Origin of the sequence: Bacillus canaveralius (genome assembly GCF_002860125.1) — a bacterium.
GTDB lineage: Bacteria > Bacillota > Bacilli > Bacillales > Cytobacillaceae > Bacillus_BJ > Bacillus_BJ canaveralius.
The window spans coordinates 1-26,992 of the sequence record NZ_PGVA01000031.1 but is presented as its reverse complement, the minus strand read 5'-3'; the positions used below and the strand labels follow the sequence as shown (position 1 = coordinate 26,992).

The window sequence follows — 26,992 nt, the reverse complement described above, 5'->3', positions numbered from 1 at the left end:
CAATTGCCTTTTTATAGAAAAAGGGGTGGAAATTTTATGGAGTTTATGATTATTTTCAGTCTTCATTTTTTTATCATGGGTTCTTTGGTCCTCTTGATTAGCGGGGCGATTACGTTTATATGTCAAAGGGTGCATTTTATTTTTGTAGTTTTATTGAGCATGCTGGCAGGCTTTTTTTATACTTTATATTTTGAGGTTATTAATGAATTAGCTCTGTTCGTGATTTTCTTTAACGCCGTTCTTTCGATTATCGCGATGGGATTAGTCAAATTAGGTCTTTACATGAGGAAAAAAGCTGAAGAGTTAAATTTGAGGGAATAACTTATATCAAAAAGGACATAAAAAGAGCATCGACAAAAATCGACGCTCTTTTTATATTTGGTGCATTCTCGCCGATGGAGGATGCACTTATAAATTAGTTTTGCAGCAACGCTTTTACACGTGCGACAACATTTTCAACCGTAAAACCATACTCTTCGATAATTCTTTCTCCAGGCGCGGATGCCCCAAATTGGTCAATCGCCAATACATCGCCTTCATCGCCTGTGTAACGGTGGAATCCTAAAGAAGCAGCCATTTCGATGCCAAGGCGTTTCCTGACCTCTTTCGGGAGCACGCTTTGTTTGTATTCTTTGCTTTGTGATTCAAAACGATCCCATGACGGCATGCTTACAACGGAAACGTCAATGCCTTCTGCAGCCAGTGCTTCTTGGGCTTTCACGGCCAGGGCTACTTCAGATCCTGAAGCCAACAAGAGTGCGTCGGGCACATCTTTTCCAGCAGGAGAGACGACATAGGCACCTTTTGAAACTCCCTCATATCCATGCTCAACAGAACCTTTTAACGTCGGCAGGTTTTGGCGCGTCAAGACAAGCGCGGTCGGCTTGTCTGTTGATTCGACAGCAAGCTTCCAGGCAGCAGCAGTTTCATTGGCGTCTGCCGGGCGGATCACAGATAAATTCGGCATTGCCCGAAGTGCAGGCAGCTGCTCAACTGGCTCATGCGTCGGACCGTCTTCGCCTACTGCAATGCTATCATGAGTGAATACATAGGTTACAGGCAATCCCATTAACGCTGCAAGGCGAATCGCCGGACGCAGGTAGTCAGAGAAAACAAAGAACGTTCCGCCAAAAACTTTAAGCCCGCCATGAAGCGCCATTCCGTTCAGTGCTGCTGCCATGGCAAATTCACGTACACCAAACCAAATGTTGCGGCCTTCATATGAGTCAGGCGTGTAATCGCCTGTCCCTTTAATCATCGTCTTGTTCGAACCGGCAAGGTCAGCTGAACCACCAAGGAAGAAAGGAAGATTTTTCGCAATGGCATTCAATGCTTCTCCCGAGGATGCGCGGCTTGCTATGCTTGATCCCTCTTCATAAACTGGCAGGTCTTTATCCCAGCCCTCCGGAAGCTCTCCTTTTATTGCTAGTTCAAGCTGTTTTCCAAGTTCAGGATACGCTTGTTTATATTGGGAGAACAACTCGTTCCATTCCTTCTCTTTTTTGCTGCCGTTATCAGCAATATGTTGCTTAAAGTGGGCATAAACCTCTTCCGGTACATGAAAATCCTCTTCAAACGTCCATTTATAGGCTTCCTTCGTAAGCTTTAACTCATCCGGTCCAAGCGGTGCACCATGCACGTCCGATTTCCCGGATTTGTTAGGCGATCCGAACCCGATAATCGTTTTAACTTCGATTAAAGTTGGATGCTCTGTGTCTTGCCTTGCTTCTTCAAGAGCTTTTGCAATGGCATCAAGATCATTTCCATCTTCGACACGCAAATACTGCCATCCGTAAGATTTGAATCTGTTTTCAACACTTTCAGAGAACGCGCGATTAAGGTCTCCATCAAGCGAAATATCATTTGAATCATAAAGAACTATCATACGGCCAAGTTTTAAATGCCCGGCAAGCGATGCCGCCTCTGCCGAAACACCTTCCATCAAATCCCCATCACCGCATAAGCTATATGTATAGTGATCAATTAATTCATAGTTTCCTCTATTATAAACGGCAGCCAAATGACGTTCAGCCATGGCCAAACCAACTGCCATCGCAATGCCTTGTCCAAGCGGGCCTGTTGTCGCCTCTACCCCAGCTGTATGGCCATATTCAGGATGTCCCGGCGTTTTGCTGCCCCATTGGCGAAATTGTTTCAGATCGTCAATCGATAGGTCATAACCGGCCAGGTGTAGCAAACTGTACAAGAGCATCGAACCATGTCCAGCTGACAGAACAAAACGGTCGCGATTAAACCAATCCGGATTCGCTGGATTTTGGTTCATAAACCTTGTCCATAATGTGTAAGCCATCGGTGCTGCGCCCATTGGCAAGCCCGGGTGACCGGAATTTGCTTTCTCAATAGCATCAATTGAAAGTGTGCGAATAGAGTTTATTGATAACTCATCAATTTTATCAAACATGTGATACATCCCTTCCTTGTATGTTGATTCCCAACCTTAATATTATAGTGATTGAAATTTTTAAACAACCAATTGTTCATCGGTTTCTCAAAAAAAACAACTATTTCTTATTTTTTGACACAATTAATCTGAATATGCACTATGCTTACTTTCGATTATATCATTTCCACATTGCTCAGCTTCTGCAGGGTAATACACACAACCTAAAAAAATAAAAACAAGGAATGCATTGTTTTGCATCCCTGATCTATATCTTAGTGAAGGCGATTTTTGTTCTGGAGCTCTTTTAGTTTGGCAGGTGTTACGTCGTTGCCCTTCGGATCCATAATCGTGACACCTTTTAATGTGTTGAGCATTCCGGAACGAAAGGACTGTAAATATTCTTTGCGCAAAGTTGTTTGCTCTCTTGCCTCAGCTTCTGTTAATCCTGATTGCTTCGCTTTGTTGGCCAGTGCATTGATTCGGGCAAGTTTATCTTTTGACAGCATGGAAAAACTCCTTTACAAAAGTTCTTTAAAGAGGAAATACCATTTACTCCAGCGGCTAGCAGCTTTTAATTGTAGACTAATGGTCATAATACTAAAAACAAGAACTTTTGACAAGGCAAAAGCCCCTACGACTCTGTCGATTGACTATATTCCTGGTATCGTCTGTGGGTGGTAGCCTTCGACACTTCATAACCGAATCCCCTTAGTGTAGCTGCAATCTCAGCGAAAGTCAGCCCGTTTTTCCGCAGACGAACGATTTCCTCAATAGGTACCTCAATTCGGTCTCTGCCTGAGTTCACGCCAAGGTTTTTCAAATTCTTTTCAGGACGGTACCCTTTGCTGACAGCACGGACCATCCCTCTTTTTATTTTTATATTATGGATTTTCCGTTGATACTCCTCAACCATGCCAACTATTTTTAATACCATTGAGTCCGACTCTGACAATTGCAGTTCACCGTTGTCAGCTATGCTGTAAATTTTCACGCCTTCTTTGAAGATGCAGTGCAGGAGTGCTATTTTCGCGTTGCCTCTCCCAAGCCTCGTTTCATCCTGGATAAGAACTGCGTCAATATCGCTGTGCTTGATGATGGTGAGTAGTTGAAGGATTCCTTCCCGGTCGAGTTCATAACCACTTGCTCGTTCTTTAATAGAAGCAATAATATGATATTTGTATTTTTCAGCAAGATTGATTAACTCTTCTTCTTGCCTCAACAAGGAAGTTTCCTGGGATTCTTTGGTTGTGCTGACCCGGCTGTAAAGAATAGCATTCATTTTTTTAATGCTCCTTATTCACCGGCATAAATTTTAATATCATCCGCCGGTGATTCACCTACGGGAATCACAATTTCATCTCCAGGATAAATTAGATCCCCGCTGATTCCGTTAAGCGTTTCTACTAAACTGACAAATTGTTGTGGCGACAATGAGTGTTCATTTGAGAATTCGTTCGATAGCGTCCATAAAGTGTCGCCTTCCGCCACTTTAATTTTCATATAGTTTTCGCCTTCGTCGGGTCCGTTAATTAATAAAGCTGTAGCAAAACTAAACAAAATAAGCAGGATAGCAAAATAGTAGTTGGACCATAGTTTTCTCATCGTTTCCATTTCAAAACACTCCATTTCAGAATATATGTTCGTATTTGTTAAACTGATTATAAATCGAACGTTTGTTTCATGTCAACAAAAAAACTCGAACTTATGTTTGTATACTGTCCACATACATGCTATACTTAATTCAACAATAACCATAACGAGGTGCATAGTTATGCCAAAACTATCGAAACGCCAACAAGATATACTTTCTTTTATTAAAGAAGAAGTGAAAAAAAAGGGATATCCCCCTTCCGTACGGGAAATCGGCGAGGCAGTAGGACTTGCTTCCAGCTCAACCGTCCATGGTCATCTTGCACGGCTTGAAAGCAAAGGACTCATTCGCCGCGACCCTACAAAGCCGCGTGCAATTGAGATACTTGAGTTAGATGAAGCAGCACACATTCCGCAGATTAATGTGAGAAGTGTCCCGATTGTCGGTAAAGTAACAGCCGGTCTGCCGATTACAGCCGTTGAAAATGTTGAGGAATACTTCCCACTTCCCGAACGGCTTGCTCCGGCGGATGATCACGTATTTATGCTTGAAATCATGGGTGATAGTATGATAGAAGCAGGGATTCTTGATGGCGACTATGTGATTGTGAAGCAGCAGCAAACCGCAAATAATGGGGACATTGTCGTAGCAATGACGGAAGAAGATGAAGCGACGGTAAAACGTTTTTTTAAAGAGAAGGACTTTTTTCGCCTCCAGCCTGAAAATTCCACCATGGAACCGATCATCCTCCGCCATGTCTCGATACTTGGAAGGGTAATCGGTGTATACCGCCATATCCATTAATTTATTTGTTAAAGAAAGCAAGCCGAATGGCTTGCTTTAGCTTTTTGGTGACACTATTCTTGCCAACTAAATATATCTTAGTGCAAAAGGTTACAAAAAAGGCAGAAATGAATCTTTGTATCCAGTCTCTTGCCATTTATAGTAATCATGGACCACAAAAATTAATCAGAAAATTCGATATATTTACATATATTATCAAGAAAGGAAAACAATTATAATAAATATACAGCAAGAATTAACCTAGGGTCTTTCCAAATATTCGACCGTGGGAGTGTGAAGGAAGTATGTATGAAAACATTGTCTTCGCAACGTTATTTGGTGGGCTTGCCGGGGTTATTGGACATGTTAAAAGCAAGGGCAAAATGATCATGCCACGGAAAACAAAGAAATTTATTTATTTAGGGTTTTTTGAGGACTTTCTAACGGGGGCAATGTCGGCAGCTCTTCTCGTTTTATCTTCGGGGATCAATTCAGTGTTGAACGTTCTCTTTATTTCGATTGTCGCCGGGTTAGGTGGAGAAGCGCTGATCAGAAAATTAGAATTAATACAATGGCAGGAGCAGCAAGACTCTTTGCCCGAAAAAAAACCGGACAACTGCAAAAAAGAATAATAGCCTGAACTATAATCTGTTGAGGTTTTCAACGGATTTTTTTTTGAAACCAATAATGAAAAAAAGTAGATCTTATCATCAAGATTGCAACTCAAATTTGAGCCTTTACCTAAATTAAAGATGACTCCGCATGTTCAGAATCACCTTTCTTCAATCTATCAAACTAAGAATTGATTTTTAGTAACCAGTTTGCTCTATACCCCCACCAGCATTCACTAAATAACTTCCGTGTTCTGATAAATCTTTAAATGATCCGTCCGGGAAGACGCCATATTCATGAAAAACGCCGTACTTATCTTTATAGTAACCGGAAATATAGCTTACCGAATCAGCATCGTCTGAAAAATGAAAGACGATGATGAACTTAACACGATCAGTCATAAGTGCCTCTACATCAACAGCATCGCCATCCAGTGTGTATTCATATCCTTCAACCGCGCCAATGCTGAAATTCCAGAGCTTGTTTCCATTCATGGCCCCTTCTAATTCTACATAATCAACGCCAAACAAACCAATGATCCCACCCTTGCTAAGATGATAATGTGAGGAATCGATCAACTTCCTAATTTCGGTCTCAACGTATACGGTGTCCTTAACAGTTTCTGTTGAGGTATTCACAACTGCGGGCGCTTTTTCTTCATTAACATTTATATTGTTAATCGCATCAGGCTTTGCCACGCTACTTTTATTATCATCAGTTAACTCTGAGGAATTCACTTCACCAGGTTGATTATTGACGCCATCCTGAAAAAAACGTGCAGAATAGTCTTTTTGTTGACTTTTTATTAATGAATGAGTTGAATTGGTATCTGCCATTACTCTCGTCTCGTAAGAATCTGTCCGCGTGGAACCATTTTCAGCAGAATAATGGTAAGAACCAGCTAAAAAAATCGAGGCAAAGCTAAAACTCATTACCACTAACCTTTTTTTCAAATTGATCACTCCCCTTTTCTCTCTTTACATATATAGACGAGTTTATGGTTAAAAATGCCTCATATTTTACAAAAATATTTCATTGGTAACTCAAGAATTTTTAACTATAATTTTCGGTTCATGGGTGTATGAATCGTTTTTCGCTAATATTTTATTACATTTTTATTACAGGTATTTCAACTTATCCGATTAATCAAAATTTCGTGTGGACATTTTGCAAACCCATGCGACTGCCCGTGGCACAAAAAGCACCCCAAAGGTGGCTGCTAACCTTCGACTACTGCAGAATCTTTCTTTCTTATTAGATATATTTTATAGCTGAGTACCCTCGTTCTAATTCTTTCCCCTTCCAAACTTTTAAGCTCATAAATATCTAAATTAGAAATTAATACCTCATTCTTTTCTGTCAGAAAAATATTATATCTAAAAAACAAAAAAAGTGGATTTAGGTAAACTAAGCTGTTTTTCACATAGATAAATCCCAATAAAGAAAACAGCCCAGCGTTAACTAGCAAGCTATTTGCTTTTGTTATATCTATAGACAATATTGGAACCAGGTAGGTTACGACATAACTAAGTAAGTTATCTTCTGTTTTGCTGATCCCTTCAAACTGATGCTTTTCATTGAGATTAATCTTCATAATAATAAAAAGTGAAGAAACAGATATAGCTATCAAAACTAAGATCGAATAGCTGAAAAGAGAGGGTAAAACATGTTCGAATAGGATTATACTTTTTATTCTTGTCCAAGATATATAATAATTGTAGTTATCAATAATTAGTAAAACATAAAGAGGAAAAAACGATGATACGTATAAACCAATTCTAAACAGTACTGAAACCATCGACAATCACCCTTACCTTGTTATACTCCTTCATCAACACCTTCTCTGTTGTTAATCAAACTCCGATAAAACGAGTCCCTCATAAGTCTGGTTATATCAAGTAATTGAGATTTGTCTTCATATACTAGCATTGTATTTTCTTCTACTAGTTCAATGTTTAAGTCAAATATATCAATAACATGAATTACGTTTTCGAAATTCTCGAAAACCTGATGAATTCTATCCTCCTCTGTTAGTAATTTTGTTAATGCCCTTGTAATTCTCCCATCGGATAGACAATCTTCTCTGAATTGATCAAAATTTCTAATTCGATATGCTCGTCCAACTAGATCAAGGGTTTGAGTAGCTCTTTCATGATATTGGTCTTGAATTGAAAAGATTCTCTCCAGAGATATATGATTAAGTATTAACATATCTTCCCCGAAGATAACAATATCAATATTTGGGTCAAGCCCTAACAATGTATCGTCTAACTTTTCAAAATCGCCTGCAGCAAATCTGCCTATAAACCCGTTACCCTTAGCTAATTTGTTGAACTTGGTAACTCGTCTAAAAAAAAGGACATCCCCTCTATTGTCAATATGTATTTTAAGACAGTAAAACGTTAATTTACTTACTTCTTCGGGATCAATTGTTGTTCGCGTTACTAAATCCTCATTCATACTTTCGAGTATGCCATTAAAGCTAGCTACTTGATTAGGGGAGTATGTTTCTATAAACCCTTCAATTGTTCCAACAGGGCTAAAAGGACGCTGTTCAACTTCGCTAACTTTTGCTAAAGCAGATGTAACTAAATTCTTTAATTCAATTTGTAGCCGGCTTCCTATAGTTGGAGAAAATGATAAATATCTGCCGTTAGGTCTTTTCCTTGTAAAATATAATCTTATATCCAAGTCGTCGTCATTTAGTCCGCTCAATAATTCTAAAACATCAGCTACGTTCATGTTTTTCCCCCTTTCGTCTAAATATTTCGATAAAAGGAGGAAATTCCCTGCAAAAATTATTAAAATGAGCAATTGTATATATAGTGATCCCGGTTTTTTGTGTACTCATCGCCATTCTCCTCATAATAAAGAGCATTTTATCGAGCAGCTATCGACAAGCCGAGTATCTATAATTAAAAAAACCCTCAACACCAAATTAGTGTCAAGGGTTTCGTCAATCTTAATACATCGACATATACTGTTCGCGTTCCCAAGGATGAACCTGAGTGCGAAACATATCCCACTCAATCTCTTTTGCTTCGATAAAGTGTTCGAGAATATGCTCACCCAATGCAGAGGTCATGACTTCGTTTGCTTTTAACGCATCAAGAGCCTGTGCCAATGTTGCCGGCAGGTCATCAATTCCTTCAGCCATACGCTCTTCTTTGTTCATCACATAAATATTGCGGTCAACTGGAGCTGGAGGATTCAGTTCGTTTCTGATTCCGTCGAGGCCTGCTTTTAAAAGCACTGCCATTGCCAAGTATGGATTTGCAGCCGGGTCTACGCTGCGCACCTCAACACGTGTGCTGACTCCGCGTGAAGCCGGGATACGGATCAATGGTGAACGGTTGCGTGCTGACCAAGCTACATAACATGGAGCCTCATAACCAGGCACTAAACGCTTATATGAGTTTACAGTCGGGTTTGTAACCGCCGTAAAGCTCTTTGCGTTTTTAATGATTCCGGCTATGAAATGACGCGCTGTGTCGCTTAGCTCAAGATTACCGCTTGGATCATAAAACGCGTTTTCGCCGTTTTTGAATAATGATACGTTACAGTGCATTCCTGATCCGTTAACACCAAACAAAGGTTTCGGCATGAACGTCGCATGCAGGCCGTGTTTGCGGGCAATTGTCTTTACAACGAGCTTAAACGTTTGGATATAATCACATGCTTTGATTGCATCAGCATATTTAAAATCGATTTCGTGCTGGCCTGGAGCCACTTCATGGTGGGATGCTTCAATTTCGAAGCCCATTTCTTCAAGTTCAAGTACGATGTCACGGCGGCAGTTTTCGCCTAGATCTGTAGGTGCCAAATCAAAGTATCCGCCATTATCGTTAAGCTCTAACGTCGGCTCCCCGTGCTGGTCAAGCTTGAAGAGGAAAAATTCCGGTTCTGGCCCTAGATTAAAATTAGAGAAGCCCAGGTCTTCCATTTCTTTAAGGATTCTGCGCAAGTTGTTACGCGGATCTCCCTCGAATGGGGTGCCGTCAGCATTATAAATATCACAGATTAAACGGGCAACTTTACCTTTTTCAGCAGTCCAAGGGAATATGACCCAAGTATCCAAATCAGGGAATAAATACATATCAGATTCTTCAATCCGGACAAATCCTTCGATCGAAGAACCATCAAACATCATTTTATTATCCAATGCCTTATCAAGTTGGCTGATTGGAATTTCAACGTTTTTGATCGTCCCTAAAATATCTGTAAACTGGAGACGAATAAATTTAACATTTTCTTCTTTTGACATGCGTACGATGTCTTCTTTTGAATACTTAGCCATTAAAATGGTTCCTCCCTTAGTTAATGCTCTATATTTTTATTTATTATTAATGGAAAAAGCGTGACATATCCCCCTGGCGAAGCGATGAGCGGTTAAATCTGCCCGCCTGCATCAACTCACTTCTCAACAGCTTTCTAAGCTCGTCATCAGAAAGATCACGCCGCACTTTTTCCGCTTGCTGCTCCATTTCCGCCGTTAAAGTTTGCTGTTCCTTCACGGAAAACAGCTGCTTGATTCCGGCCATGTTCACACCTTGGTCAATTAAATCTTTGATTTCCAAGAGAACATCAATATCATTTAAAGAAAAGAGGCGTCTTTTCCCATCGGTTCTTGCCGGAGAAATTAATCCATGCTCTTCATAATATCGAATTTGCCTCGCGGTTAAATCGGTAAGCTGCATGACAGTTCCTATTTGAAAAAGCGGCATCGAACGACGAATTTCTCTTCCACTCAAGACGGTTCCTCCTTTTCCGTATTCCACTATACCGTCATTATATTTCATGTAAGTTTTTCTGTCAATCAAATGTTAGATTTTCTAACATATAAAATTTTTACCCATAAATAAACAGGACAACTAGCGATCTAGCTGCCCTGTTATATATTTACCTATTATAATTGAATTAAACCTTTTCTGTTTAAATGGTCTATTGCGATACAAATGGCCATCTTCACATGGGAATAAGTTAATCCGCCCTGCACATAAGCGACATACGGCGGCCGCGTCGGGCCGTCTGCGGTAAGCTCAATGCTCGCTCCCTGGATAAAAGTGCCAGCCGCCATGATTACGTCATCCTCATATCCCGGCATATAACTGGGGTATGGAGTTACATGAGAATTGATCGGTGAAGCAAATTGAATCGCCTGGCAAAAAGCGACCATTTTTACACGATCATCAAATTGAACGGCCTGGATTAAATCAGTTCGCTCCGCGTCCCATTTCGGCGAAGAATTCATGCCGAGCGATTCCAGTAAGGCTGCTGTAAAAACAGCTCCTTTCAATGCCTGGCCTGTTACATGCGGCGCTAAAAAGAAGCCCTGGTACATTTCCTGCAAGCTATAAAGGGAAGCGCCCGCTTCCGCACCGATTCCGGGCGAAGTCATCCGGTACGAGCAGGCATCCACCCATTCTTGTTTGCCAACAATATAGCCGCCGGTTTTGGCTAAACCGCCTCCCGGGTTTTTAATCAGTGACCCGGCGATCAAATCGGCACCGACATGGCACGGCTCCAGCTCTTCAACAAACTCCCCATAGCAGTTGTCGACAAATACGACTACATCGTTTTTTATTTCTTTGACAAAGCGGATCATTTCTTCGATTGCACGGATTGTAAACGAAGGCCTTGTCGCATATCCTTTGGAACGCTGGATTCCGATCATTTTTGTATTCGGCTTGATCGCCTTGCCAACGGCTTGAAAGTCAATTTTTCCGTCTTCAGCAAGTGGAACGCTGTTATAGCTAATGCCGAATTCTTTTAAAGAACCGTTTCCGGTTCCCCTGATTCCGACAATTTCCTCAAGAGTGTCGTAAGGCTTGCCCGTTATATAGAGAAGCTCATCACCAGGGCGCAGGACTCCAAATAGCGCAATTGAGATCGCATGCGTTCCGGAAATGATTTGCGGCCGGACGAGGCCTGCTTCGCCGCCGAACACATCCGCATATACTTTTTCGAGCGTCTCCCGCCCTGCATCATCATACCCATAACCGATCGTTGGGATAAAGTGAGAATCACTGACACGATGTTTTTGAAAACTTTGCAGCACTGTAAACTGATTCGTATCGATCCGCTCATCGATTCTTTTATGAACGTCCGCAATTTTTTTCTCTATTTCCTTGACGAGCGGATAAAGCTTTTCCCCTGATTGTAAATGCTGAAACATGCTGCCTCTCCTAACTAATCTGAAATTCTTTTAATTGCCCTGCTATATGGTGGTCTTCAAGTGCGAACCCTTTGCATACGTAATGCTGTTTATCTTCACTAAAAGACAGCTCCCTGAGGATCGTTTCGTTTTTTAACTGCGAAAGCAGCTTCCCTTCGGTCGATGGAATATGAACATGATACGGCTCCATCAGGTCGAGGATGATTTCCTCTGCTTTCAGCTTTAACTGGTCGCGGTCCTCTTTTTCAAACGCACTGATAAAAATAGTTTGCGTTTTCGCAGTCGGCACAAAATCCGGGTGCTGCAGATCCCTCTTGTTATAGACGGTCAACTGTGGGATATCTTTAATTTTGAGTTCTTCCAGCAGTTGGTTGACCGTCTTTTCATGCTGAAAATAATCGGGATTTGACATATCGACAACATGAAGGAGCAAATCGGCTTCCTTTACTTCTTCAAGCGTCGATCGGAACGCTGCGACAAGTGTTGTCGGTAAATCCTGAATAAAGCCGACCGTGTCAGTAAGCAGCGTCATAAAACCGCTCGGTAAAATCAATTTTCTCGTCATCGGGTCGAGCGTCGCAAACAGCTGATCCTCTTCAAAAGAGTCAGCTTCTGCAAGGCGGTTAAACAGGGTTGACTTCCCGGCATTGGTATAGCCAACGAGGGCAATTTGAAACGTCTTATTCTTTTTCCTTCGTTCCCGGTAACGGTCGCGATGCTGAACGATGGTGTCCAGCTGTGATTTTATATCATCAATGCGGCGTCTGATGTGGCGTCGGTCCGATTCAAGCTTTGTTTCACCAGGCCCTCTCGTTCCAATCCCGGCCCCTAATCTGGACATCTCGATTCCTTTACCGGCAAGGCGCGGCAGCAAATATTGAAGCTGGGCAAGTTCGACCTGGAGCTTCCCTTCTTTCGATCGGGCCCTTTGTGCAAAAATATCCAGAATCAATTGCGTCCGGTCAATGACCCTCGCATCAAGCTGGGCAGACAGATTCCTGAGCTGGCTTGGCGACAGTTCATCATTGCAAATGATAATATCTGCTTCAAACTCTTTTTCCAAAGCCTTTAGTTCCTCGATCTTCCCTTTTCCTATATATGTAGAAGGATGGATTCTTTCCCGCTTCTGAACGACGGAAACAAGCACCCTGCCTTTCGCTGTTTCCGTTAATGCGGCTAACTCATCCATTGAATATTGAAAACGGAGATCGTCGTTGTCACCGGTTTGGCAGCCGAGAAGAATAACCTTTTCGAACTCTGTACGCTGTTCCATGTATATTCCCCCTCTCATGTTCTTTCTTTTAAATATCATACCAAAAAAAATTTTTTAATCCTAATTTCATCTTGATTACAACCAAACAAACGGCCGGAAACTCGATCTCCGGCCGTTTTCTTTATGATTCAATTCCTAAACGCTTGGTTGTTCATCGTTAATCTTCTTCAAAAACAAGATCGTTGCTGCGGATTGTCATTAAGTCATGGCGGTCATAGCTGCTTTGCATCAGCAATCTCATCGCCTGGCATCTGATCGACTTTTCGATAATATTCCGCACGTAACGGCCATTTGAAAAACTGGCCGGATTCAGAACGGATTTCACCCAGATTAAATGTTCGCGCAGCTTCCGATCCGCTTCATGGCTTAAAGTGTATTCTCTGTCCTTCAACATTCTGCTGCCGATTTCCATCAGCTGCTCAATCGTATAATCCGGAAAGTCAACAACAAGCGGAAACCGCGAGTACAGGCCGGGATTCAATGTTAAAAAGTAATCCATTTCACGGGAATAGCCTGCCAGTATTAAAATAAATTCATGCTGTTTATCTTCCATGTGCTTGACAAGCGTATCAATCGCTTCCTTGCCAAAATCCTTTTCCCCGCCCCGGCCGAGCGAATAGGCTTCATCAATAAACAAGATGCCACCGATCGATTTCTTGATTAAATCCCGGGTTTTCTGGGCGGTGTGCCCGATATACTCCCCGACGAGATCGGCACGTTCCGCTTCGATTAAATGTCCTTTCGACAAAACATTCATTTTTAAAAACAGCTTGCCAATCAGTCTTGCAACCGTTGTTTTCCCAGTGCCGGGATTGCCCTTAAACATCATATGGAGAGCCTGCCGTTCCGCTTTCATCCCAAGCGCCTCCCGCTTCTTGTTCACATAAATCCAGGCGTATATTTCCTTTATCATTCTTTTCATTTCATCCATGCCAACCAGTCCGGCAAGCTCATCTTCAATTTCTATTAAAGCAGTATGCTCGGAAGGGATCGCTTGATGAACTTGTTGGGTGTCAGGCAGTTCTTTTGCAAGAGCTTTTCGCTTTTGATTATTCAGAACTATACTTATTTGGCCATTATTTTTCAGGCGCATAGGTTGGTCCACAGCTATCACCTCACCATCTCAAAACAGTATACGCTAAAAAAAAACAGTTGTGACAAAAGCCCAGTTATCCCGATAAAACGTCGATGTCTCGCTTGATATGCTTCCTTGGTCTTTAGGCAGATACAGACCAAGTACCTAAAAACCGACATAAATATTTACGAATCTACAATGACCGCGCCTGTGCTGTCGTTTCCTGCGCTTTCCCGAGAAATAATTTCTGACTTTTCTTAAATTTCCAAAGAAACTGACTCAGGCCGTTTCGACAAGAGACTCGTGGCTTTGGCGTATCATCTTATATGTATTCAGCTTGATTACAATTCATTAATGCAATTTTATTGGATGGCGGATTACATGGGGTTTTCCTTATTAAAATAAAAATCAGCCCGCATAAACACGGGCTGCGCTGGTATAGTATTCAGATTTAAACTTACTGCTGCGGTGCTTCCATATCAATTTGAACATTGCGCTGTGGCGCGAATGTGGAAATAGCATGTTTATAAACGAGCTGCTGCTTACCTTCCGATTCAAACAGAACCGTAAAGTTATCAAAGCCTTTAATCTGCCCCCTTATTTGAAAACCATTTAATAAAAACACCGTTACGTGCACGCCATCTTTGCGAAGCTGGTTCAAGAACTGGTCCTGAATATTGATCGACTGTTTCATCATTGGGATCCTCCTCTTTTATCTCTATTAGTATGTATTCGATTTTATTTCAAGCTTTCCTTCAATAAAAGCTGAAATTTCCGCGATTTTTTTTGCGAGTTGGGAATTATCCAATACATCCGTCATATCAAACCATTCCACATTGAGTTTATTTCGAAACCAAGTTAGCTGCCTTTTCGCATATCGCCTGGAATTTTGCTTTAAATTCTCAACCGCTTCTTCGATCGTCACCTTACCATCAAAGAAGTCATAAAGCTCTTTATATCCGATTGCCTGTATTGACTGACAGTCGCGCAGTCCCCGTGAATAGAGGAGTTCGACCTCGTCTATCAACCCCGCTTTCACCATCTCATTAACACGCTGATTAATCCTGTCATATAAACGGACCCTTTCCATTGTTAAACCAATCAACGCGGTTTCATACAAAACTTCAGGAAGTTGGCTGTTTTGAAGGTCGGACATTGTTTTTCCGGTACAATGATAGATTTCGAGCGCCCTGATGACACGCCGCGTATTATTCGGATGAATCCTTTCCGCACTGTCCGGGTCTACTTGATGTAATTTATCGAAAAGTGCCTCATTCCCTTCGCGTTTAACAAATTCTTCAAGCTGTTTTCGGAATGGTTCATCAGAAGGTGCATCGGAAAATTTATAATCAAAAATGGCGGATTGAATATAAAGTCCTGTCCCTCCAACAATCATTGGAAGCTTGTTACGGGAAGAGATTTCAGCGATTTTGGCGCGGACAAGCACTTGAAACTCCGCTGCCGAAAAGGGCTCGTCAGGGTTTTTAATATCGATTAAATGATGGGGAATCCCATCCATTTCTTTTTTCGTTATTTTCGCTGTCCCAATATCCATCCCCTTATAAATCTGCATCGAATCACCGCTGATAATTTCACCATTATATTTCTTTGCAAGTTCAATGCTCAGCTTTGTTTTTCCAACTGCTGTCGGCCCGATTAGAACAATAAGCTTCTCTTTTTTCATGAATCTTTTCACACTGCCTTTTTCGGATGCTTTTAAAGAGGATAACCAAAAAACGGGCCTATCCTTTTTGTCTATCGTACCACAATTATTTTCCGCAGTTGAACATCTAAGCATTATGACCATAAATGTCGCTTTCTATTCAGGGATTTTTCGGTTCTTAATTTACCAAACATGATAAAATTTTCATCTTTCATTACAGTTCGTTAACGTTTTGTTAACAATGGCGTGCCTGGGCCCAATTTCATGGTACCTTTATGTGTAGATTTATCCTATGAAAAGCTAATAAACAGAAACTGGGTGATGATTGATGCTGTCAACTTCAGAAATTGGAATTGATTTAGGAACTGCAAATATTTTGGTGTACAGCAAAAATAAAGGGATCGCTTTAAACGAACCCTCTGTTGTCGCCATTGATACAGAAACAAAAAATATTTTAGCAGTTGGAAAAGAAGCGAAAGAAATGATCGGAAAAACACCGGGTAAGATTGTCGCAATCCGGCCGTTAAAAGATGGTGTAATTGCCGATTTTGATGTGACGACTGAAATGCTTAAAAACGTTATGAGAAAAGCATCCAAGAAGATCGGTCTCACGATTCGTAAGCCAAATGTGGTTGTCTGCACACCTTCAGGCTCGACCAGCGTTGAAAGACGTGCTATTCACGATGCGGTCAGGAATGCCGGTGCAAAAAAGGTCCATTTAATCGAAGAACCGGTTGCTGCAGCAATTGGTGCGGGACTGCCTGTTGATGAGCCTGTTGCCAATGTCATCGTCGACATCGGAGGCGGAACAACAGAAGTTGCGATTATTTCATTCGGCGGTGTCGTTGCCTGCCATTCAATCCGGATTGCCGGTGATCGGCTCGATGATGATATTGTTCAATATGTACGCAAGGTATATAATGTTCTGATTGGAGAAAGGACAGCGGAAAAAATCAAAATGGAAATCGGCTACGCCATGATTGACCATGATGAGCTCACTATGGATATTCGCGGCCGCGATCTTGTGACCGGGCTGCCGAAAACAATCGCCCTATCATCCTATGAAATTCGTGATGCCCTTAAGGAATCACTCTCACATATTTTAGAAGCGATTCGCGCGACCCTCGAGGATTGCCCTGCTGAATTGAGCGGTGATATTGTCGACAGAGGCGTGATCCTCACCGGAGGCGGTGCGCTGATGAAAGGAATGCAAGATTGGCTGAGCAAAGAAATCGTCGTTCCCGTCCACCTTGCGCCCAGTCCGCTTGAATCTGTAGCGATCGGAACCGGAAAAGCGCTGCAATTCATTCATAAGCTTCAAAAAGCGGTTAGATAATCAAAATAACAGGAAAAAACGCCTCATATTCATTGGAGGCGTTTTTATTTATTTCAGATCAACTGTGACTTTTCTTTACTGTTGATCTTTACTAACAAGTGTGTACCTCTGTTCGTTAACCTTTTCGAGCAATGGACTAATTTTCTCTAATGAAAAGATGTGAAGCTCGTGCATCGCACGGGTGCAGGCAGTATATAGCAGCTTCCGCTCGCGTTCTCTTTTATAGCTTGAGCTATCATACATTATGACCGCATCAAATTCAATACCCTTTGCCAAGTATGCCGGAATAACCAGTACTCCCTGATCATACCCGGACGTACCTTTTTCAATTAACCGTTTCTCAATCCCGTCCAAGCTTTGATAGGCTTGACGGCTTTCATCAACCGTTTTACAAATAACGGCAATCGTCTTATGCCCTAGTTGTAAAAGAGTTTGTATCGTGTTAGTCATCGAATGGAAAAGCTCATCAAAACTGCGAACGACAGTCAAGACCGGTTTGCGGCCATGCCTGTTAAAAGGTTCAATGTTCACAGCGTCAATGATTTCGCTTGTAAATTCGACAATCTCTTTAGTCGACCTGTAGGTTCGATTGAGAACAATCGTTTCTTGCGCATCATCACCATCGATATCAGCAGCAAGAATCGATATGGAGTCTGTCGCATTGGCATAAATCGCCTGGTTTAAATCTCCCAATAACGTCATTTTGCTATAAGGAAACTGATCCTTCAAAAAAGCGAATTGGAATGGAGAATAATCCTGGGCTTCGTCAATAAAGATATGGCGGATTGCGGTGTTGGACTTTTTACCTTCGATCTTATCTTGTAAATAGAGAAACGCGGTTGTGTCTTCGTAAGATATTTCGCGGGCCGCCTCCAATTTTTTGATTGTCATGGAACAAATGGCCGGCCATTGCTCCGGAACTTTGATGCCCCCGGGAACATCATGGCGAAACAGCCTATTGTATACGGCAAGGATATCAATAAATTTTAAGCGTTTCACTTGCGCAAACAAAGGTCTAAACCTCTTCTTGACGATCGATTGAGCGAGAAGCTGCCGCTCTCTTTCAAAATCATCAAAGCTGTCTTCCGAAAAACGTTGTTTCTTTTGCAGGTGTTTAAATGCTTCCAGATAATCTTCTTTTTCCAAGTATTGCAATTCTTCTTCTACCCATTCTTGTTCCACTTCCAGTTGCATCGCTTTCCTGAGCTCTCTTAGAAGCTTGGCTTTTAACAGTTCTACGCGGTTTGGAATCGACATACCGCAATCGAAAGAATAGAAATATTGATAAATTTGTTCCTTGCTGATTAATGTTTGTTTGCGGAAATTCAAGTCTTTAAAAACAAGTCCTTCATTTGCCAGAGACCCGATATATTCATCAATCATCTCCTTAAAATCAAGACTAGATTTAAAACGGATACTCTTGACCCGGTCATCATAATCAGGATCATCACAGTCGGCCAGCAAGTACTCCATTTGTGTATAAACATCTTCACCTTGAAGATCATGGTTCATCCGGCTGTTCACATATTCCTGATAGGTGGTTTGTTCCATGTTTTCTTCACCCAGTTCTGGGAGCACGGAAGAAACATAGCTATTAAATAAAGGATTGGGAGAAAACAGCAGTATATTTTCCGGATTTAGCGTTCCTCGATGGCGATACAGCAAATAGGCGACCCTTTGCAGTGCTGCTGAGGTCTTCCCGCTTCCGGCAACACCTTTTACAATTAATAGTTTGCTTTTTTCATTCCTGATGATTTGATTTTGTTCCTTTTGAATCGTTGCGACAATAGTTTTCATTTGTGTATCAGCATGATTGCCGAGCACCTCGATGAGAAGCTGGTCGCCGATCGTGAGCCCGGTATCAAACATGCCGGTCAGCTCTGCGGCGCGAATAATAAACTGGCGCTTTAACGTTATCTCGCCTGCAATTAATCCAGACGGCGTCTCGTACTCGGCTGGACCGGGAATGAAATCATAATAGAGGCTTGAAATGGGTGCGCGCCAATCATAAATGAGAAATTGGTCTTTGTCTTCATCGCGAAAAGAAGCAATCCCGAGATAGATCGCATCGGCTGCAGGTTCACCATCTTCACTAAAGTCGATACGCCCAAAATAAGGTGAATTCCGCAATCTTTCAAGCGTTTTTTCAGCAACGCTAAATTGTCGCTCACTTCTTTCGCGTTCTGCCAAAAGCTCAGCCTGTTGCTTTATACTCGTATATGTTTCAGCAATGTCATCGGCTTCATCAAAGTTGACAGTGACATCATTCCAAAACGTCTTGCGAATTTCGGAAGCATCTGCTTTAACACGGTTTGACCCTTTAGTTAATTTTTCAATTTGCCTGTTGATTTTATTAACTACATGGTTGACTCTTGCTTGTTCCTGCTGCCACTCCATATTGCGATTATTCACTCAGGTCACTTCCCGGTAAAGTTTTTTAGTCTAACCATTGACAATCATTTTTTATTATGATAATGTTATTATAGACTATTTTTATACATATTTTTTATATGCGCAAAAAAAGTTAGACCAATATTCAGATTAGCAGACACACCTGTATTTTTCAAGGGTGTTTTTTTATTTTTTACAAAATATAACCCTTCATCCAGAGAGTCGGAGAAGGGAACTTCAATGTGCATTTCTATCATGATGGGTTCTTTCTCAATCTGTTGAAATACAAAAATACCGGCAGTGGAATCACTATAAAGCCGAGACTTTTAATGATTTGATTCTTGGCATTCTCCCTGATTCGATGGCGTTCGTCAATGACTACTTGCTTATAATCCTCACGAAGTTCTTGCTCTGATAGATTAGTTTTTTGCTCCGCTCCCTTTTCATATTCCCTCATTTGTGTGTATTCCTGAAAACTCTGATAATAGTTTGGTGGAGCAATCAAGTCCGCAGCAGCCATAAAAATGGATATACCGCCGCCCAGAACCATCATTAAGGTCGCAAACGAGACGAGATTCGTATATAAATGCCTGATCACAGTCTCCTCCCCCTTCTCCTTATTTTTCACAGTATAAACGATCACAAATAAGATGATCACGAACACCGAAAGCAAAATGCCAAGCATACTGACGACGACCAATGATCCACCCCCATGCTTTCCTGTTAATTTAAATATATGCTTATATGTGGAAAGACACCAGCTTATTTTTCCGATTTTTCTCTAGATTAGACTTAGTGTCACGAAATGTAGCATTTTACTCTATAAGAAGAGAGAAAATAACAGTGATTGCACCGCCGATGACTGCTGTTAAAACGGAAGTGACAATTGCATTCGTGAATGTCCGTCTCAGCCACTTTGTATCTTCCTTTATCTCTTCCAGGTCACTTTGAATAGATTGGATGATCTGGTCTTGAATCAGCTGTTTTTCTTGCAATCTGCGAATGTCACCTCTGATTTCATCAATATCATTTTCTATCGTGTCCTGCCAGGTTACGATATCTTCTTTTTTCACTCCCGATTGCCCCTCCCTTCTTATTCAGGATCATGTAAAATTAATAAAACCCCCATGCATTCATGGAGGAATCACTGTTGTTGTCTGGATCTACTGTGTCACTAAAACTTTAAAATAGCCTGCAACTCCTCCTGATATATTATATTGATAGTTAGAATAATTGCTTGTACGGTTAACTATCGCCAAGTCTTTTATTACAAAAAAACTAAAAAAGCGTCTCCCCGCTATACAGAAAGACGATTATTTATAGACTATCATCGCTACAATACGCGCACCTTGAATATGTACTCCATCTAAACAGGTGCCGTAATGTCACGGAATCAAAGCTTTTCATGTGGTGTTGGAATAATAACGTTAAGGCTCTGTTAAACAATAATATCGATTTTTCTGTAAAAATAAAGGACCCCAATCGAGGTCCTTATTTGGACTACTTAATCACAACAGTTGAACAATTGATTGGGCAGAAGGTGGCAAGTGGACACAAAGCAACTTAGTCAATTTTTTCATATAATAATCGCCCGTAATCAGGCGGTTTTCTCATTTTGTAGTGATTGTATCGTTCTTGGACGTCCTTCCTCCCAAGCGATATACCCGGCTTTTCTTAAACGGACTAAATGGCCTGTCACCGTTGCCGGTGATGCAAGGTCAACCATCTCACCGATTTCCCGTATCGCTGGTGGATATCCATGGGCTTTCATATATAGATTGATCGCTCCTACTATACGCCTCTGTCTGTTCGATAACTTATGCATAAAATTGTTCCTCCCTTTGATTTGACCGCTGCAACCGCGAGTATTGAATTAAACTGAATTGTTCATAGCTATCGTTTAGAAAAAGCACAAAGCCTTGTTGTACTTATCATTTATACTGTTTCGAAGAATGTAGGGCTTGCGCTTCACTGATTATCTTCCTTTTTCCTAATCATATACGAACATGCGTTTTATTTCAAGTATTTTTAGAACATTAGTTCGTTTTTAATTTATGATAAGTAAAAAGCACCCAATTAATGGATGCGTGCAACTCTTACTGAATATGATGATTTAACATATTAGGTTGTAGTGAATGGTTAGGAGGGCAAATGGTGGGCAAGACCATTTCCTACCCTCCGCAATCTTGCTACATCACCCGCTTGAACATCTTCTCCATTTCATAGGTGGAGTAATGAATAATGATCGGGCGGCCATGCGGGCATGTAAACGGATCTGTCGTTTGCCTCAGTTTGTCAAGGAGGGCTTGCATGTCTTCATGGCGTAAATAATGGTTTGCTTTAATCGAAGCTTTGCAGCTCATCATGATCGCTGCTTCTTCCCTGAGCTTTTTAATGTCGACCTTTTTCATCGCAAGCAGCTGTTCAATCATCCCTTCAATCATCCTTGGTTCATCTCCCTTTGGAAGCCACTGCGGATGGGAACGGACAATAAAACTATTATTGCCGAACGGTTCAAGAAAAACGCCGACCTTTTCCAATTCATCTTGATATTCTTCGATTTTGATATATTCATCCGCGGAATACTCAAAGGTGAGCGGAACTAGCAATTCTTGCAGCTCGCTCGCGACGTCGCCGACTCTTTCTTTATAAAACTCGTATTTGATTCGCTCCTGGGCGGCATGCTGGTCAATGATATAGAGCCCTTTGTCATTTTGGGCAATAATATACGTCCCATGCATTTGCCCGATTGGATATAAAGGCGGAACCCGTTCCGGCAGCTGCTGATCCGTTTTTTCAAAAAAGAAATCATCATCGTCTGTCGGCCGTTCAAATACTTCCTGATTCATTGCTTGGGGTTCAGCGGAAACCGCTGGATTGGTCGCTTCGACAGGCTGAAACGTATTTGCAGGTTCCTTTATTGTACTTTCGTTGCGGCTGCCTTCCATTGATCGGCGACTGTTGAACGACTGGTCACGATTTTCACGAGCTGGCAAATGGTCAAGTTCAAACGCTGTTTGCTCGGAAACAGGCCGGGCTTTTTTTTCGTGAACGAAACCAGTCGGAATCAGTGTTTTCGACTTAAATGTTTGTTTGATGCTATTTGAAATAAGTTCATTTAGTTCATGCTCTTTGCTTAGACGGACTTCCATTTTCGATGGGTGAACATTGACATCAACAAGCAACGGATCCATTTCGATATGAAGAAGTGCGATCGGAAATCTGCCGATTGGCAGGAGTGTATGATACCCTTCCTGAATCGCCTTAACGAGCTGGTAATTTTTAATAAACCGGCCGTTAATCATCGTCGAAATATAGTTGCGCGATGCCCTTGTCACTTCCGGAACTGAAATAAACCCGCTGATTGTAAAATCAAGGCTTTCAGCAGAAATCGTTGTCATGCTTTTGACAATATTCAAGCCGTATATCGCAGCGAGTACCTGGCGGACATCACCATTGCCATTTGTATGCAACAGCTTTCTGCCGTTATGGACAAACCGGATCGATACATGCGGGTTGGCAAGGGCGATCCGGTTCAACACATCCGTAATATTGCCAAGCTCGGTATGGATCGTTTTCATATATTTTAAGCGGGCTGGTGTATTAAAAAATAGATCGGTAATTGAAATGTCGGTACCCTTTCGGCTCGCTGCTTTTTCAATGACCTCGATTTTCCCGCCTTCAATGACAATCCGTGTTCCGGCATCAGTACCGGTTGACGTTTTCATCTCCAGCCTTGCGACAGAAGCAATGCTCGGGAGGGCTTCGCCGCGAAAACCAAGCGTTCTGATGCGAAACAGGTCGGTTTCATCTTTGATTTTGCTCGTTGCATGACGCTGGAAAGCAATCGGAACATCCTCCGCGTCGATTCCATCACCATTATCGATGATCCGGATTTTGGCGAGTCCCGCTTCTTCAGCTTCGACCTCGACCAGCGTGCTTCCCGCATCAATGGCATTTTCAACAAGTTCTTTCACGACCGAGGCCGGCCGCTCGACTACCTCGCCTGCGGCAATTTTATTTGAAAGTGCGTCATCCAGCTGAATGATTCGCCCCATTCTTTCCACCTCCCGAGTTGTTTTGTTAAGCAACGCAATTCTTTAATTTGAAAAAAGAACAGTCTATTTAAAAAATAAGATAGTATCTTTCGTTTCCTTGGGCATACTCCTGTTTATTCAGACAACTTCATTCGTTTTTCGGTTTAGCTCATTACATTGTGAATTTTCTCAAGCCTTTAATTTTTTTTGCAGCTCATATAATGTATTTAAAGCCTGGAGCGGCGTTAATTCAAGAATGTTCAAGTCTTTCAGATCGTCAATCAGCTGCTTTTCTTTACGTTTTAACGGGACTTTTTGCTCCCCATGTTCAGCGAAAAACGAGAGCTGTTCCGACGCTTCCGCTGCTGTTGCAGTTGGTTTCCCGGTTTGCTGGCCTTCACGGTTGTCTTTTCGTTCCAGTTCGACGAGTATATCGTTGGCGCGCCTGATCAGTTCGGAAGGTAGCTCGGCCAATTCAGCAACATGAATACCATAGCTTTTATCCGCAGCACCTTCTTTTATTTTATGAAGAAAAACGACTTTCCCGTTTTGCTCAACTGCACTGACATGGACATTTTTCAGGCGCGCAAGCTCAGCTTCCAGCACAGTCAGTTCATGGTAGTGGGTCGAGAACAGCGTTTTTGACCCGATCCGGTCGTGAATGTATTCGATCATCGCCTGGGCGAGTGCCATGCCATCGTAAGTGGATGTTCCGCGGCCAATTTCATCAAAAAGAATCAGGCTGTCCGAGCTCGCATGGACAATCGCATTCCGCGCTTCGAGCATTTCCACCATAAAGGTGCTCTGTCCCGAGATCAAATCATCAGCCGCCCCGATCCGCGTAAATACCTGATCAAAGATTGGCATAATCGCACTGGACGCAGGTACGTAGCAGCCGATTTGCGCCAAAATTGCTGTTAGGGCGATTTGCCGCATATAGGTGCTTTTTCCGGACATGTTTGGCCCGGTAATCAGCAGCATCTCCCGTTCCGCATTCATATCGCAATCATTCGGAACATACTCCTGGGCATTCATCACCTTTTCAACGACCGGATGCCTGCCATCTTTAATGATCATTTTCCGGTCGCTTGAAAATTCCGGTTTTACATAGTGGCGTTCTTCGCTTACAGTGGCAAAGCATTGCAGCGCATCGAGCTCGCTTACTGTTTTGGCAAGCGCCTGGAGCCGCGGAATATATTCCTTGACTTGCTCGCGAATCTCGGCGAACAGCTGGTATTCGAGCTCAACGCTTTTCTCCTCCGCTTGCAAAATTAACGTTTCTTTCTCTTTCAATTCAGGAGTGATGTATCTTTCTGCGTTGGCCAGTGTTTGTTTTCGTTCGTACTGCCCTTCCTGAAGCAGGTGGAGGTTGGCTCTTGTCACTTCAATATAATAGCCAAAAATTCGATTATAGCCGATCTTTAGTGATTTTATGCCGGTTTTCTCGCGTTCCTGGCGCTCAAGCTGGGCAATCCACGTTTTACCGTTTCGGCTCGCATCGCGGTAACGATCCAGCTCCTCGTGATAGCCGTCCTGGATGATGTTCCCGTCTTTAAGCGAAAGCGGAGGATTATCAACGATTGCGCGTTCAAGCAACCCGGTAATAGCTTCGCAAGGATCAAGGCTTCCTGCAAGTTTCGCTGCTTCTTCGCCCGGAAGCTTGCCGACCAAATCCTTCAATTCGGGTACTTGTAACAGCGACCGCTTTAACTGCATTAAATCACGTGCATTGACATTGCCAAATGCGACCCTGCCGGCAAGGCGCTCCAGATCATATACTTCCTTCAGCCTTTCACGGAGCTCAATTCTTTCAAAATAAGATTCTATGAAAATCCCGACAAGCGATTGGCGTCTCAAGATCGCTTCCTTTTCAATAAGAGGCCGGTCCACCCATTGCTTTAAAAGCCTTCCACCCATTGCTGTCATCGTTTCATCAAGCAGCCATAAAAGCGAGCCCTTCTTGCCTTTTGATCGGATTGTCTCGGTTAATTCAAGATTTCGTTTAGAAAAATAATCGATTTTCATATACTGGTGAATTTGATATGGCGCGACCGGCTGTAAATGGTCGAGGCTGCGCTTTTGTGTCCGGTATAAATAGTTCAACAGCCTGGACACTGTCACGCCTAGCATTTCATGACTTACATTTTTTAACAGATTGTGATAAGCTTCTTTACTTGCTGTATCATCTTCAAAGGAAAGAGTCAGGCTGGCACGCTCGCGCATTTTTCGCTGCAGTTCCTCATCAAAGTCGCTTGCAATGACGACTTCCCGTGCCCCGGATAGAGATAGCTCATTTAAAACCTCTTCAAAACTGCCTGACAGCAGGGTAGCCCGGCTTTCACCGGTTGTAATATCACTGCAAATAAATCCGTATGTATTGTTTTTAAAAATGCTGATCGCAGCGATATAGTTATTTTCCTTATCATTCAGTCCTTTGCCTTCCATCATCGTTCCAGGCGTAATCAGCTGGACAACTTCCCGTTTGACAACGCCTTTCGCCTGTTTTGGATCCTCTGTTTGTTCACAGATGGCAACCTTGTAGCCTTTTTCAATCAGCTGTTCAATATAAGCAGGCGCAGAATGGTATGGAACCCCGCACATTGGAATCCGGTCGTCGCCGCCGCCATCCCGGCTTGTTAATGTAATCTCAAGCTCCTGCGATGCCTTGATTGCATCGTCAAAAAACATTTCGTAAAAGTCACCCAAGCGAAAAAATAAAAAGGCATCCTGGTAATCTGCCTTTACTTGCAAGTATTGCAGTATCATCGGCGTATAAGCAGCCATAATATCCCCCAACATTCTTCTATTTCTTTCGACAATCTATTATATCACAAATAGAGGATTGACTTAAGGTGCTGCTTCACGAGGAAAAAAGAAAAACTAGGAAGCAAATTCTTCCTAGTTGCCAGTTATTCCTCTTCACTTCCTACTAAGAAGTCAGGATTCAATTCTTCAAATTCTTCATCGTCAACATCCATGCCCCAATCATCATCGTCACCTTCAACTTCATCAGGGTAAATGGCTACACATACCTTTGTTTCTCCGATTACTTCAACGAGAAACTCTCTTTCAACATGAACGATGATTTTGTTTCCGTTAGGAGAAATAACGGCTTCGACACAGTTCGGCTGCTGTAATACCCGGACAACTACATCCTCCTGTTCATCAAGACCTTCAAGGTCACGGTACTTAGTTTTAATGACATCTGGATACGTAAGCCGTTCAGTAACTACTTCTGTTTTTGTATTATCATCAAAGGAGTACCAAACGTTAATGTCATAGGAGCCGCTGACTTCCACTGTTTTACCGGCCTTGTTTGCCTCATACTTATGGTTGATAATCCAACAGCCGAGGATACTGGACGGATGGTGCGCGGGGTTGATCGTATGATTGGACTGGGTAAACTTGCGCCCTTTCGCTACGACCGCTTTTGTTATAATCTCTCTGTATTCTCCCATTGCGAGCAAACCCTCCTCATTCATTTTCACTTCATCCTATGCGGGATATTAGACTAGTGTGCTTATCTTTTTAGCGGGTCTAGGATCCCACCGGGTCCGATATAGTCCATTCTATGCGGATGGCCAGTTGCTGAGTATTGCGGACAGAATGAGCCGGCTGTGCGGAGTTTTGGGCCACTGTTTGCGGACAACAG

At 42.3% G+C, this 26,992-nt stretch carries 25 protein-coding genes; 4 read left to right on the top strand and 21 right to left on the bottom strand.

The genetic code is table 11. The features are described 5' to 3' along the window. Positions 1 to 36: 36 nt before the first annotated feature. Positions 37 to 321 carry a hypothetical protein gene (locus tag CU635_RS14140; protein ID WP_101578023.1) on the top strand — a complete coding sequence of 95 codons (285 nt, stop codon included), beginning with the start codon at positions 37 to 39 and terminating at the stop codon, positions 319 to 321. Between the two features lie 94 nt (positions 322 to 415). On the opposite strand, the gene tkt is transcribed toward CU635_RS14140, so the two are convergent. The 4 genes from tkt to yneA all read right to left on the bottom strand — a co-directional run bounded on the left by tkt (position 416) and on the right by yneA (position 4,015). Beyond that, positions 416 to 2,422: a transketolase gene (gene tkt, locus CU635_RS14135; RefSeq protein WP_101578022.1), complete on the bottom strand. Its 2,007-nt coding sequence runs from the start codon at positions 2,420 to 2,422 to the stop codon at positions 416 to 418. 254 nt (positions 2,423 to 2,676) lie between these two features. Then, positions 2,677 to 2,910 carry a DUF896 domain-containing protein gene (locus tag CU635_RS14130; protein ID WP_101578021.1) on the bottom strand — a complete coding sequence of 78 codons (234 nt, stop codon included), beginning with the start codon at positions 2,908 to 2,910 and terminating at the stop codon, positions 2,677 to 2,679. 125 nt (positions 2,911 to 3,035) lie between these two features. Beyond that, a complete protein-coding gene (locus tag CU635_RS14125; RefSeq protein WP_125928929.1) occupies positions 3,036 to 3,683 on the bottom strand; it encodes a YneB family resolvase-like protein in 648 nt (215 codons plus the stop codon). A gap of 14 nt (positions 3,684 to 3,697) precedes the next feature. Next, entirely contained in the window at positions 3,698 to 4,015 is a 318-nt protein-coding gene (gene yneA, locus CU635_RS14120; protein ID WP_245917473.1) for a cell division suppressor protein YneA, read from the bottom strand. A gap of 160 nt (positions 4,016 to 4,175) precedes the next feature. On the opposite strand from yneA, the gene lexA reads away from it, so the two are divergent. Both lexA and CU635_RS14110 read left to right on the top strand, forming a co-directional pair. Continuing rightward, complete coding sequence (gene lexA, locus CU635_RS14115; protein ID WP_101578019.1) at positions 4,176 to 4,799, top strand: transcriptional repressor LexA; 624 nt, start codon at positions 4,176 to 4,178, stop codon at positions 4,797 to 4,799. Positions 4,800 to 5,083: 284 nt separating this feature from the next. Continuing rightward, positions 5,084 to 5,410, top strand: coding sequence for a DUF4257 domain-containing protein (locus tag CU635_RS14110; RefSeq protein ID WP_101578018.1), 327 nt, complete (start codon positions 5,084 to 5,086; stop codon positions 5,408 to 5,410). Between the two features lie 177 nt (positions 5,411 to 5,587). On the opposite strand, the gene CU635_RS14105 is transcribed toward CU635_RS14110, so the two are convergent. The 10 genes from CU635_RS14105 to miaA form a co-directional block, all read right to left on the bottom strand. Beyond that, positions 5,588 to 6,343: a hypothetical protein gene (locus CU635_RS14105; protein WP_101578017.1), complete on the bottom strand. Its 756-nt coding sequence runs from the start codon at positions 6,341 to 6,343 to the stop codon at positions 5,588 to 5,590. A 266-nt stretch (positions 6,344 to 6,609) separates the two neighbouring features. Further along, a complete protein-coding gene (locus tag CU635_RS14100; RefSeq protein ID WP_101578016.1) occupies positions 6,610 to 7,188 on the bottom strand; it encodes a hypothetical protein in 579 nt (192 codons plus the stop codon). 20 nt (positions 7,189 to 7,208) lie between these two features. Continuing rightward, positions 7,209 to 8,132 (bottom strand): Kiwa anti-phage protein KwaB-like domain-containing protein, encoded by a 924-nt coding sequence (locus CU635_RS14095; RefSeq protein ID WP_101578015.1) that lies wholly within the window; start codon positions 8,130 to 8,132, stop codon positions 7,209 to 7,211. Between the two features lie 220 nt (positions 8,133 to 8,352). Beyond that, entirely contained in the window at positions 8,353 to 9,687 is a 1,335-nt protein-coding gene (glnA, locus tag CU635_RS14090; RefSeq protein WP_101578014.1) for a type I glutamate--ammonia ligase, read from the bottom strand. A 46-nt stretch (positions 9,688 to 9,733) separates the two neighbouring features. After that, positions 9,734 to 10,141 (bottom strand): MerR family transcriptional regulator, encoded by a 408-nt coding sequence (locus CU635_RS14085; protein ID WP_101578013.1) that lies wholly within the window; start codon positions 10,139 to 10,141, stop codon positions 9,734 to 9,736. Between the two features lie 155 nt (positions 10,142 to 10,296). Next, positions 10,297 to 11,565, bottom strand: coding sequence for a methionine gamma-lyase family protein (locus CU635_RS14080; protein ID WP_101578012.1), 1,269 nt, complete (start codon positions 11,563 to 11,565; stop codon positions 10,297 to 10,299). A gap of 10 nt (positions 11,566 to 11,575) precedes the next feature. Then, positions 11,576 to 12,838: a GTPase HflX gene (gene hflX / locus CU635_RS14075; RefSeq protein WP_101578011.1), complete on the bottom strand. Its 1,263-nt coding sequence runs from the start codon at positions 12,836 to 12,838 to the stop codon at positions 11,576 to 11,578. Between the two features lie 157 nt (positions 12,839 to 12,995). Further along, on the bottom strand, positions 12,996 to 13,943 hold the full coding sequence (gene spoVK / locus CU635_RS14070; protein ID WP_101578010.1) for a stage V sporulation protein K: 948 nt from the start codon (positions 13,941 to 13,943) through the stop codon (positions 12,996 to 12,998). 427 nt (positions 13,944 to 14,370) lie between these two features. After that, entirely contained in the window at positions 14,371 to 14,607 is a 237-nt protein-coding gene (gene hfq, locus CU635_RS14065) for an RNA chaperone Hfq (protein ID WP_101578045.1), read from the bottom strand. A 27-nt stretch (positions 14,608 to 14,634) separates the two neighbouring features. After that, positions 14,635 to 15,597, bottom strand: a complete 963-nt coding sequence (gene miaA / locus CU635_RS14060; RefSeq protein ID WP_101578044.1) for a tRNA (adenosine(37)-N6)-dimethylallyltransferase MiaA — start codon at positions 15,595 to 15,597, stop codon at positions 14,635 to 14,637. Between the two features lie 307 nt (positions 15,598 to 15,904). Here miaA and mreBH point away from each other — a divergent pair, with 307 nt between their 5' ends. Beyond that, positions 15,905 to 16,912 (top strand): rod-share determining protein MreBH, encoded by a 1,008-nt coding sequence (mreBH, locus tag CU635_RS14055; RefSeq protein ID WP_101578009.1) that lies wholly within the window; start codon positions 15,905 to 15,907, stop codon positions 16,910 to 16,912. A 75-nt stretch (positions 16,913 to 16,987) separates the two neighbouring features. Here mreBH and helD read toward each other — a convergent pair whose 3' ends face one another. The 7 genes from helD to CU635_RS14020 form a co-directional block, all read right to left on the bottom strand. Continuing rightward, complete coding sequence (helD, locus tag CU635_RS14050; RefSeq protein WP_180956533.1) at positions 16,988 to 19,324, bottom strand: RNA polymerase recycling motor HelD; 2,337 nt, start codon at positions 19,322 to 19,324, stop codon at positions 16,988 to 16,990. 232 nt (positions 19,325 to 19,556) lie between these two features. Beyond that, positions 19,557 to 20,003 carry a hypothetical protein gene (locus CU635_RS14045; RefSeq protein ID WP_101578008.1) on the bottom strand — a complete coding sequence of 149 codons (447 nt, stop codon included), beginning with the start codon at positions 20,001 to 20,003 and terminating at the stop codon, positions 19,557 to 19,559. Positions 20,004 to 20,118: 115 nt separating this feature from the next. Continuing rightward, on the bottom strand, positions 20,119 to 20,376 hold the full coding sequence (locus CU635_RS14040; RefSeq protein ID WP_180955586.1) for a hemolysin XhlA family protein: 258 nt from the start codon (positions 20,374 to 20,376) through the stop codon (positions 20,119 to 20,121). A gap of 524 nt (positions 20,377 to 20,900) precedes the next feature. Then, entirely contained in the window at positions 20,901 to 21,128 is a 228-nt protein-coding gene (locus CU635_RS14035; protein ID WP_101578006.1) for a LexA family protein, read from the bottom strand. A gap of 364 nt (positions 21,129 to 21,492) precedes the next feature. Then, a complete protein-coding gene (mutL, locus tag CU635_RS14030; protein WP_101578005.1) occupies positions 21,493 to 23,361 on the bottom strand; it encodes a DNA mismatch repair endonuclease MutL in 1,869 nt (622 codons plus the stop codon). A 168-nt stretch (positions 23,362 to 23,529) separates the two neighbouring features. After that, entirely contained in the window at positions 23,530 to 26,124 is a 2,595-nt protein-coding gene (gene mutS / locus CU635_RS14025) for a DNA mismatch repair protein MutS (RefSeq protein WP_180956532.1), read from the bottom strand. A 125-nt stretch (positions 26,125 to 26,249) separates the two neighbouring features. After that, positions 26,250 to 26,798, bottom strand: a complete 549-nt coding sequence (locus tag CU635_RS14020) for an outer spore coat protein CotE (RefSeq protein WP_101578041.1) — start codon at positions 26,796 to 26,798, stop codon at positions 26,250 to 26,252. Positions 26,799 to 26,992 lie beyond the last annotated feature (194 nt).